The following is an 8,710-nucleotide window of genomic DNA, read 5'->3' on the forward strand; positions in this document are numbered from 1 at the left end:
GCGGCTTCGCCGCGCGCCACCTCCCCCGTGCAACGGGGAAGGGGACCGCGAAGCGGTGGAGGGGGCGCTGGCCGCCTGCTACACCGCCTCCCATGCGCCGCGTCGCCCTCCTCACCGCCCCCTGGCGCGAGCCGGTCTGGGCCCTCGCGCCCTTCCGGGACGAGCCCCATGCCTGCGCGCTGGTCACCGGCGGCGGCGGGCGGTGGTCGTACCTGCTGCGGACGCCGGACCAGACCTTCGACGTCGCCGCCGATCCGTTCGCGGCCTTCGCCAACCTGCTCGGCCCCCGCCTGCCGAGCGATCCCGAGGGCCCGCCGTTCCAGGGCGGCGTCGTCGGGCTGGCCGCCTACGAACTGGGCGACCGGATCGAGGCGCTGGCGCTTTCCCGCACCGACTGGCCGGACCTGGCCTGCGCCCGCTACCTGGCCCTGCTGGCCTTCGACCATCACGCGCGGCAGGTCGTCGCGGTGGGGCGCGGCGAGACCGACGCCGAAGCGCAGGCGCGCGCCCGCGGCGCCCTGGCCTGGCTGGACGTCGCCGCCGCCGAGCGCCCGGAGCCCGCCGGCCCGCTGTGCCCCGACCTGACCGCCGCGGACCCCGCCGCCTACGAAGCCGCGGTCGCCGAGGTGGTCGCGCGCATCCTGGGCGGCGAGATCTTCCAGGCCAATATCGCGCGTGCCTGGACCGGACGCCTGGCGGCCGGCGTCGATCCGTTCGACCTGTTCGCGCGGCTGCGCGCCGCCAGCCCCGCGCCGTTCTCGGCGTACTTGCGCCTGCCCGGTCGCGCCCTGGTCTCCAACTCGCCCGAACGCTTCCTGAAGGTCACGCCGGACGGGGCGATCGAGACCCAGCCGATCAAGGGCACCCGCCCGCGGGGCCGCTACGCCGCCGAAGACCGCGCCCTGGCCGCCGCGCTGCTGGCCAGCGACAAGGACCGGGCCGAGAACCTGATGATCGTCGACCTGATGCGCAACGACCTGGCGCGCGTCAGTCCGCCCGGCAGCGTGCAGGTTCCCGCGCTGTTCAAGGTCGAGAGCTTCGCCAACGTCCATCACCTGGTCTCGACCGTCACGGCGCGGCTGGCCGGAGAGCGCACCGTGGCCGACCTGCTGCGGGCCAGCTTCCCGCCGGGCTCGATCACCGGCGCGCCGAAGGTCCAGGCCATGAAGGTGATCGCCCAGCTCGAGCCGCCGCGAGGGCCCTATTGCGGCAGCCTGTTCTGGGCGGGCCTGGATGGCGCGTTCGACTCCAGCGTGCTGATCCGCAGCGTCGCCCTGACCGAGGAGGACGGCGGCTGGCGCCTGGAGGCCCGGGCCGGGGCGGGCATCGTCGCCGACAGCGATCCGCGCGCCGAACGCCTGGAAACGGAAGCCAAGATCGCCGCCCTGAAGAAGGCCCTGACCGAATGATCCCTGCCGGCGCCATTCCTCTTGATGACAGGGGCCTGCTGCTGGGCGATGGCCTGTTCGAGACCCTGCTGGCGGTCGACGGCGTGGTCCCGCACCTGGCGGCTCACCTGGATCGCATGACGGCCAGCAGCGACGTCCTGGGCTTGCCGTTCGATCGCGGCGACGCTGAGCGCGCGATCCGCGAAGCCTCGCCCGCTGAAGGGCGGTTCGCCATCCGCCTGACCCTGACCGCCGGCTCCGGGGGGAGGGGCCTGGACCGTCCCGCCGCGCCGGTCCTGCGGCTGTTCGCCGCCGCCGCGCCCTCGGCGGTCGTGACGACGCCCGCCTCCGCCATCATCGCGACCACGCGCCGCAACGAGGGCTCGCCGGCGTCGCGGCTGAAGACCCTGAGCTATCTCGACAACGTCCTGGCCCGGGCCGAGGCCAAGGCCGCCGGCGCCGACGAGGCGGTGATGCTGAACAATCGCGGCGAGCTGGCCTGCGCCGGGGCGGCCAACCTGTTCTGGGTCGCGGGCGGGCGGCTCTTCACGCCCCGTCTGGACTGCGGCGTGCTGGCCGGGATCACCCGCGGGCGGCTGATGGCGCTGCACGACGTCGAGGCGGTCGCGGTGGGACCCGAGGTGCTGGACAACGCCGAGGCGGTGCTCCTGACCAACAGTCTGATCGGCGTGCGGCCGGTGTCACGTCTTGGCTCGCGAGCCTTCGCCGAGCATCCGCTGGTCGCGCGGCTGCAAGCCCAGCTGGCCTAGTTTTCCTTGTTCCACAGCACCACGTCCGACTTGCGGGGACGCAGGTAATAGGTGCGGGTGAAGGTCAGGGGCTTGGACAGCACGAACTTGATCGGCGAGGTGTAGGCGTAGCTGGCTCGGGCCAGGATCACGCTCTGGTTGGCGGGCAGCACCCCGACGGAGACGTCGGTCACCACCACGCCCTGCTTGGGGCAGGTGACGCCGGCGTTGGAGGTCTGGGACCAGGCCACGGTGTCCTTGCCGCTGGCGTCGGAGGTGATGCTGGCGACGCACATCGACAGATTGCCCTCCGGGAAGGGGGCCATGATGATCTTGCCGATGGTGAAGGTGTCGGCCATCTTCAGCGGACCCGTCTGGCCAGTCTGGGCGATAAGGTCGCCGATGGTCGAGGTGATGTTGGACAGGCGCCGCTGGGCCATCATCGCCTGGGTCAGCTCGGCCATGCCGCAGTACATCAGGATCAGCACCGGGGCGATCAGGGCGAACTCGATGGCCGAGACGCCGCGACGGTCGCGCCAGAAGCCGATCAGCGGTCGGGTCGGGCGCGCGCGGCGCGTCATCGGGTCGCGCCTCATTGGTCGTAGGGCTCGTTGGTGAAGGCGGTGGCGGCGTAGAGAACCCGCTTGCCGTTGCTGCTTTGCAGGCCGGTCTGCAGCAGGGGCGTGATCAGCGGCCAGGTGTAATAGGCCCGGATCAGCACGACCGAGCCGGGCACGCCCGGCTTCCAGGTCATGGTCTTGGGCGTGTCGCCGTCATTGGCGGTGTTGGTGGTCGTGTAGTCGGCGAAGGTCTGGACGTCGATCTGCAGCGACGTGGCGCAGTTGCCGCCGATCGGCAGCATCTTGTTGCAGACGGCGGTCTTGAACGCGGCGGCGCTGGTGCCGGCGGTCTGGGCCTCGCCGGTGCGGATGGTGCGGCCCACGTCGATGACCGCGCTTTCCAGCGTCAGCGAGATCACCAGCACCAGGCCCAGCTCGATGATCGCGAAGATCAGGGTCAGGAAGGGAATGGCCACCAGGGCGAACTCGACCGCGGTCGCTCCGCTCTCGGCGCGCGCGAACCGGCCGGTCGTGCGGACCAGGCGGCGTCGAGCGCGTTCGAGGATCGGAAGTCGGGCCATCGTGCGGGCATTCCGTGAAAAGGACCCCGGCACCCTAGCCGAACGATCCTAATCACTGGTGTAGGGGCCTGGAGCCTTGGGGAGGTGCGACGAACGCACGCACGCCCGTGAGTCTATACTAGGGAACGGTCGCGCCGCCGGTCAGGCGGGTGCATTGCGCCCCGCAGGCGTAGGTGCTGGGGTTCGCGCCGCGATAGACGGTGACGCCGGCGCCCTCGGAGACAACGATCTGACGATCGGCCAAGGCGCGGCCGCTGGCGCCGAACGCCAGCAGGCTGGTCACGCCGGGGCGCTTGCCCAGGACCACCAGGGTGCGGTCGTTGACGACGCTGACATCGGCGACGGTGGGGTCGCCCACGACGACGTCGCGCACCGCGCCGCCCAGATTCAGGTACGAGGCCTGGCCGGCGGCGACCGGCAGATCGGCCGATGCCGCATTGATGGGAAGCATCTGCGCGCTCACGGAGACCCCCGAAAGGGTCAGGGCGGCGGCGATGGCGAGCGAAAAGCGGCGCATGAGGTTTGCGTTTCCGGATCAGACTGTACGTCGAGGATCATTTTATTTGGTCAACAAATACCTAAAGCGAGACTGTGTGCGTCAAGGCGTCGCTTGAGAGAATCCTTGATTCAAAAGGGTTTTGAGATCGCTCTGGATCTCATAGTTAAGAACAAATAATGGTAAATACAAATAAACCAAAAGAAAATTCCCAGAAACTAGTTCGAGTTTACTGGCCATTAAGTCAGTTGGGCGAAGTTGATCGTGTTTTCGGGGGTGAGCAAGTCGAACGGCTTGAAAGCCTCAAATCAACTCAAACTGGTTTAGGAGACCAAGTCATGACCAAGTTCGTCACTCGCTTCCTGAAGGATGAATCGGGCGCCACGGCCATCGAGTACGGCCTGATCGCTGCCCTGATCGCTGTTGTGATCATCACCGGCGTGTCGGCTCTGGGTAACAACCTGAACGCCAAGTTCAACGCCATCGCGACGAAGGTCGGCACCACCGCCTAACGGTTGCTGATCTCTCGAAAAAAGAGGGTCGGGGCTCACGCTCCGGCCCTTTTTCTTTGAATGGTCCCTGTTTTTCCGGGGCTCTCTTCTTTGGACCGCAAGCAGAGCCGATCCCGCAAAGCTGGGAAACGTTTGCTTCATCGGTCCGTCCCAGAATGAAGCGACCCGAAAGGGAAGCACACGAGGCCTCTTAAGCCATGCAAGCCATCCAGATCACGCTGCTGCTGGTGTTCCCGGTCCTGGCCGTCATCGGCGGCCTGAAGGACCTGACCAGCTACACGATCCCCAACTGGATCTCGCTGGCCCTGATCGCGGCCTTCTTCCCTGCGGCCCTGATCAGCGGCGCGCCGCTGGGCGAGATCGGCCTGTGCCTGGCCGTCGGCCTGGGCGCTCTGGTTCTCGGCATGGGCATGTTCGCGGCCGGCTGGATCGGCGGCGGCGACGGCAAGCTGTTTGCGGTGTGCGCCCTGTGGGTGGGGGCGTCCGGCGCCTTGCCGTTCCTGCTCTATACCTGTCTCGCTGGCGGAGCCCTGACCTTCGCCATCCTGTTCCTGCGCTCGGGCTTCTTCACGCCCATCGTCGCGGGCGGACCCGGCTGGCTGCGCAACCTGGGCAAGGAGGGCGGCGACCTGCCTTACGGCGTCGCCATCGCCATCGGCGCCCTGGCGGCTTTCCCCGAGGGCGCCCTGGCGCGGGGAATCCTGGGTTGAGCCCCAAACCCTGAGACTCGCCCCGCGACAGCCTGTCGCGTGCGCCATTCGACTCAGGGTTAAAAACTTTTAGCGGGCGTTAACCATGCACAGGCGAGCATGGGACGTAGCCAGAAAGGCTGACTGACGAATTTTGCGCGCTTGCCGGAAGGGCGGCCGTGGAGTTCTTCCCAAGAGTTTCAGCCCGCGCATGAGCCCCGTCCGCCTCCTGATCGTCCTGATCGCCGCCGTCTCGGCCATCGGCCTGGCCGTGGTCCTGCAGCGCGCCATGGGCGGCAAGCCGACCGAATCGGTCGCCGCGGCCGCGCCGGCCCCGCCCGAACCCAGCAAGCCGATGACCCAGGTTCTGGTCGCCAAGCGCGACCTGCCGATCGGCACGCGCCTGGTCGCCGCCGATGTCGACTGGCAGGCTTGGCCCTCTGACGCCATCAACGGCGCCTTCATCACCAACGGCGCCGCGCCGACCAAGCCCGAGGGCAAGGTCGAGGAAGCCAAGGCCGCCGTCGCCGGCGCCGCCGATCAGATGATCGGCGGGGACCCGGCCAAGGTCGTCGAGGGCGCGATCGTTCGCGACCCGATCCTGACCGGCGAGCCGATCACCAGCCGCAAGATCGTGCGGGGCGGGGAGGGCGGCTATCTGTCCGTCGTCCTGACGCCCGGCAAACGGGCCATGTCCGTGCCCGTCACCTCCGACACCGCCGTGGGCGGCTTCATCCTCCCCGGCGACCGCGTCGACGTGCTGCTGACCCGCGAGACCTCGGTCAACAACAGCAACGGGGGCGGCGAGAGCAAGGTCGTCGTCGCCGAGACCGTGCTGCAAAACATCCGCGTCCTGGCGCTGGACCAGTCCACCGCCGCCGACAAGGACGCCAAGTCGATCGTCGCCGCGACCGCCACCCTCGAGGTCGGCCCGGTCGAGGGCGAGGCCCTGGCCCGCGCCAAGGCGGCCGGCTCGGTGACCTTGGCCCTGCGCGCCTATACCGACCTGGGCGGCCCCTCGGGCCTGGCCAGCTCGGCGGCCAAGGACACCACCATCCGCATCAACCGCGGCGGCGCGACCACAGACGTGGCGGTGCGCCCATGATCGCCCGCGCTTCCTATCGCCCGCCTTCGACCAGAACGCCGAAAGCCAACATGTCCATCCAGCGCCGAATGCTGACGGCCCATCTGGCCGTCCTGCTGGGCCTGACCTCGACCGTCCCGGCCTTCGCCGACGGTCCGGTCGGCGGCTCGCACGTCTATCGTCCGGTCCGGGCGGCCCGCCCGATCGCGCCGGCGCCGGCGCCGATCATCGCTCCGCCGCCGGTGGGCGACCAGATCCCGCGCATCTATCTGACCGCCGACCAGGGCGCGGCCTCGATCGACCTGGCCAAGGGCAAGTCGGCGATCATCGAGTTGCCGTCCGACGTCCGCGACCTGCTGGTCACCAATCCGCTGGTGGCCGACGCGGTGCTGCGCGACAAGCGCCGCATCTATGTCGTCGGCCTGGCCGAGGGCGTGACCGACGCAGCCTTCTTCGACGCCGCCGGCCGCCGCATCCTGTCGCTGTCGATCCGCGTCAGCCAGCCTGTGGATAACCTGTCGGAGACGATCCGCCGTGTCCTGCCCGACGCCCAGGTCCAGGTGCAGGCGGTCCGCGACAGCGTCGTGCTGAGCGGTACGGCCCGCACGGCCGCCGACGCCGAAGCCGCCGGGCGCATCGCCGCCCAGTTCACCGGCTCGGCCGACAAGGTCCTGAACATGATCGGCGTGGCCGGCAAGGACCAGGTCATGCTGCAGGTCCGCATCGTCGAGGTGCAGCGCAGCTCCATCAAGCAGCTGGGCGTCGACCTGAACGCCGTCTTCGGCCAGCTGGGCCAGAACCAGTACAGCTTCGGCTTCTCGCCCACCTACGGCGTCAACGGCTCGCTGATGGGCGGCGTGACGGGGGGCTTCAGCCGCAACACGACCAAGGCCCCGGTGGTCAATCGCGACGTCAAGGTGCCGCTGACCACCTGTACGGCCGAGGGCTGTACGACCTCGGAAGTTCTGAAGGCCTACGATTTCGTCGATCCCAAGGATCCGCTCTCGGTCATCAAGGACGTGGCGGGCGCCACCGGCCTGAACCAGGCCAAGAGCATGATCCAGGCGTTCGAGCGCGTGGGCCTAGTGCGCACCCTGGCCGAGCCGAACCTGACGGCCGTCTCGGGCGAGCGTGGCAACTTCCTGGTCGGCGGCGAATTCCCGGTTCCGGTGGGCCGCGACAACGACGGCCGCGTGTCGATCGAATTCAAGCCTTACGGCGTGGGCCTGGCCTATACGCCGGTGGTGATGTCGGGCGGCCGCATCTCGCTGAAGATCTCCACCGAGGTCTCGGAACTGACCAATCTGGGCGCCTTCTCGCTGACCGGCGGGACGTCGTCGAGCCTGGTGGTGCCGGGCCTGTCGGTGCGCCGCGCCGAGACCGTGGTCGAACTGCCGTCGGGCGGCTCGTTCATGATCGCCGGCCTGCTGCAGCAGACCAACAAGCAGACCATCGACGCCCTGCCGGGCATGACCAGCATGCCGATCCTGGGCACGCTGTTCCGCTCGCGCGACTTCCTGAACGGCGAGACCGAGCTGGTGGTGATCGTTACCCCCTACATCGTCGACCCGACCAAGCCGCAGAACCTTCAGACCCCGGCCGATGGCCTGAAGATCGCCGGCGACATGAGCACCACGCTGCTGGGTCGCCTCAACCAGGTCGTCAAGGCGCCGCCGGGCGCCAACGCCGGGCGCGCCTACCAAGGCCCCGTCGGCTACGTGATCGAGTAGGACCGCCATGACGCACAACCCTTCCGTCAAGATCGTCCTCAAGGCCCTGCTGCTGTCGGCCGCGATGTCGAGCCTGGCCGCCTGCGCCTCGACGCCGCCCGACCAGGGGCCGTCGAAGACCGCCGCGACCGAAACCCAGCAGTGGGTCGACCGGATCAAGGTGACGTCCTCGCCCGACGAGATCGTCTTGGCCGCGCACGCCGCCGGCCTGTCGGCCAACCAGAACGCCGCCCTGCAGGACCTGTTCGGCCGCTGGATGCAGGCCGAGGGCCGCGAGCTGGTGGTCACCACGCCCAACGCCGCGGGCGCCATGGGCGGCCAGATCCGCGACCGCCTGATCTTCCTGGGGGCCCCGGCCTCCCGCGTGCGGGTGGTCGGCTTCCAGCCCACCGGTCCCGAGGACAACGCCATCCGCGTCGGTTTCCTGCGCTACGAGGCGCAGCCGCTCAAGTGCGGCCAGAACTGGGAAAACCTCGCGGCCACGCGCGACAACAAGGCCTATGACAACTTCGGTTGCGCCATGGCCGCCAACATGGCCGCCCAGGTGGCCAACCCTGAGGATCTGGTCCGGCCGCGCGACATGACGCCCACCGACGCCGGCCGCCGCGGGGTGGTGTTCGGCAAGTACCGCAAGGGTGAGATCACCGCGACCGAGCGGGATCAGAGCTCCGCGGGCTTGATCTCGAGGGCGATCCCGTAATGCGCCCGACCGACAATGATCCCTTCGACCTGGGTTTCGACGCCGCCGACGAGTTCACGACCGGCGGCGCGGATCCCTGGCGCGCCTCGGCCCCGCCGTCGCTGAGCCCGGCCCTGGGCGGGTTCGAGGACCCGTTCGCCGAGTTCCCGCCCGCGCGTCCGCAGGAAGCGCCCCGCGCGCAGCCCGCCGCCCCGGCGGCCCAGGCTCCGCGTCCCGCGCCC

At 69.3% G+C, this 8,710-nt stretch carries 10 protein-coding genes and 1 pseudogene; 8 read left to right on the plus strand and 3 right to left on the minus strand.

Going from position 1 to position 8,710, the window contains the following annotated elements; translation table 11 throughout:
* The first annotated feature begins 92 nt into the window (after positions 1–92).
* Both pabB and E1H18_RS18435 read left to right on the plus strand, forming a co-directional pair.
* Entirely contained in the window at positions 93–1,409 is a 1,317-nt protein-coding gene (pabB, locus tag E1H18_RS18430) for an aminodeoxychorismate synthase, component I (protein ID WP_172271183.1), read from the plus strand.
* Positions 1,406–2,158, plus strand: a complete 753-nt coding sequence (locus E1H18_RS18435; protein WP_172271185.1) for an aminotransferase class IV — start codon at positions 1,406–1,408, stop codon at positions 2,156–2,158. The genes pabB and E1H18_RS18435 overlap by 4 nt, the downstream gene beginning before the upstream one ends.
* Here E1H18_RS18435 and E1H18_RS18440 read toward each other — a convergent pair.
* The 3 genes from E1H18_RS18440 to E1H18_RS18450 all read right to left on the minus strand — a co-directional run bounded on the left by E1H18_RS18440 (position 2,155) and on the right by E1H18_RS18450 (position 3,795).
* Positions 2,155–2,718, minus strand: a complete 564-nt coding sequence (locus E1H18_RS18440; protein WP_172271187.1) for a TadE/TadG family type IV pilus assembly protein — start codon at positions 2,716–2,718, stop codon at positions 2,155–2,157. The two genes, E1H18_RS18435 and E1H18_RS18440, sit on opposite strands and share 4 nt — an antisense overlap.
* 11 nt (positions 2,719–2,729) lie before the next feature.
* A complete protein-coding gene (locus E1H18_RS18445; protein WP_172271188.1) occupies positions 2,730–3,278 on the minus strand; it encodes a TadE/TadG family type IV pilus assembly protein in 549 nt (182 codons plus the stop codon).
* Between the two features lie 118 nt (positions 3,279–3,396).
* Positions 3,397–3,795 carry a pilus assembly protein N-terminal domain-containing protein gene (locus E1H18_RS18450; RefSeq protein ID WP_172271190.1) on the minus strand — a complete coding sequence of 133 codons (399 nt, stop codon included), beginning with the start codon at positions 3,793–3,795 and terminating at the stop codon, positions 3,397–3,399.
* Positions 3,796–4,112: 317 nt separating this feature from the next.
* On the opposite strand from E1H18_RS18450, the gene E1H18_RS18455 reads away from it, so the two are divergent.
* From E1H18_RS18455 to E1H18_RS18480, 6 genes and pseudogenes are all read left to right on the plus strand, one after another.
* The gene (locus tag E1H18_RS18455; protein ID WP_172271192.1) at positions 4,113–4,286 is read left to right on the plus strand and encodes a Flp family type IVb pilin; all 174 of its coding nucleotides are present in this window, start codon (positions 4,113–4,115) and stop codon (positions 4,284–4,286) included.
* A gap of 197 nt (positions 4,287–4,483) precedes the next feature.
* Positions 4,484–4,996 (plus strand): prepilin peptidase, encoded by a 513-nt coding sequence (locus tag E1H18_RS18460; RefSeq protein ID WP_172271193.1) that lies wholly within the window; start codon positions 4,484–4,486, stop codon positions 4,994–4,996.
* Between the two features lie 190 nt (positions 4,997–5,186).
* Positions 5,187–6,080 carry a Flp pilus assembly protein CpaB gene (gene cpaB, locus E1H18_RS18465; protein WP_172271195.1) on the plus strand — a complete coding sequence of 298 codons (894 nt, stop codon included), beginning with the start codon at positions 5,187–5,189 and terminating at the stop codon, positions 6,078–6,080.
* A gap of 50 nt (positions 6,081–6,130) precedes the next feature.
* Entirely contained in the window at positions 6,131–7,789 is a 1,659-nt protein-coding gene (locus E1H18_RS18470) for a type II and III secretion system protein family protein (RefSeq protein WP_241736079.1), read from the plus strand.
* A 7-nt stretch (positions 7,790–7,796) separates the two neighbouring features.
* Entirely contained in the window at positions 7,797–8,489 is a 693-nt protein-coding gene (locus E1H18_RS18475) for a CpaD family pilus assembly lipoprotein (RefSeq protein ID WP_172271199.1), read from the plus strand.
* Positions 8,489–8,710 (plus strand): annotated as a pseudogene (locus E1H18_RS18480) (pilus assembly protein CpaE); the annotation flags it as partial. The gene E1H18_RS18475 and the pseudogene E1H18_RS18480, both read left to right, overlap by 1 nt.

It is taken from the genome of Caulobacter sp. RHG1, assembly GCF_013181195.1.
In the GTDB taxonomy this organism is placed as follows: Bacteria; Pseudomonadota; Alphaproteobacteria; order Caulobacterales; family Caulobacteraceae; genus Caulobacter.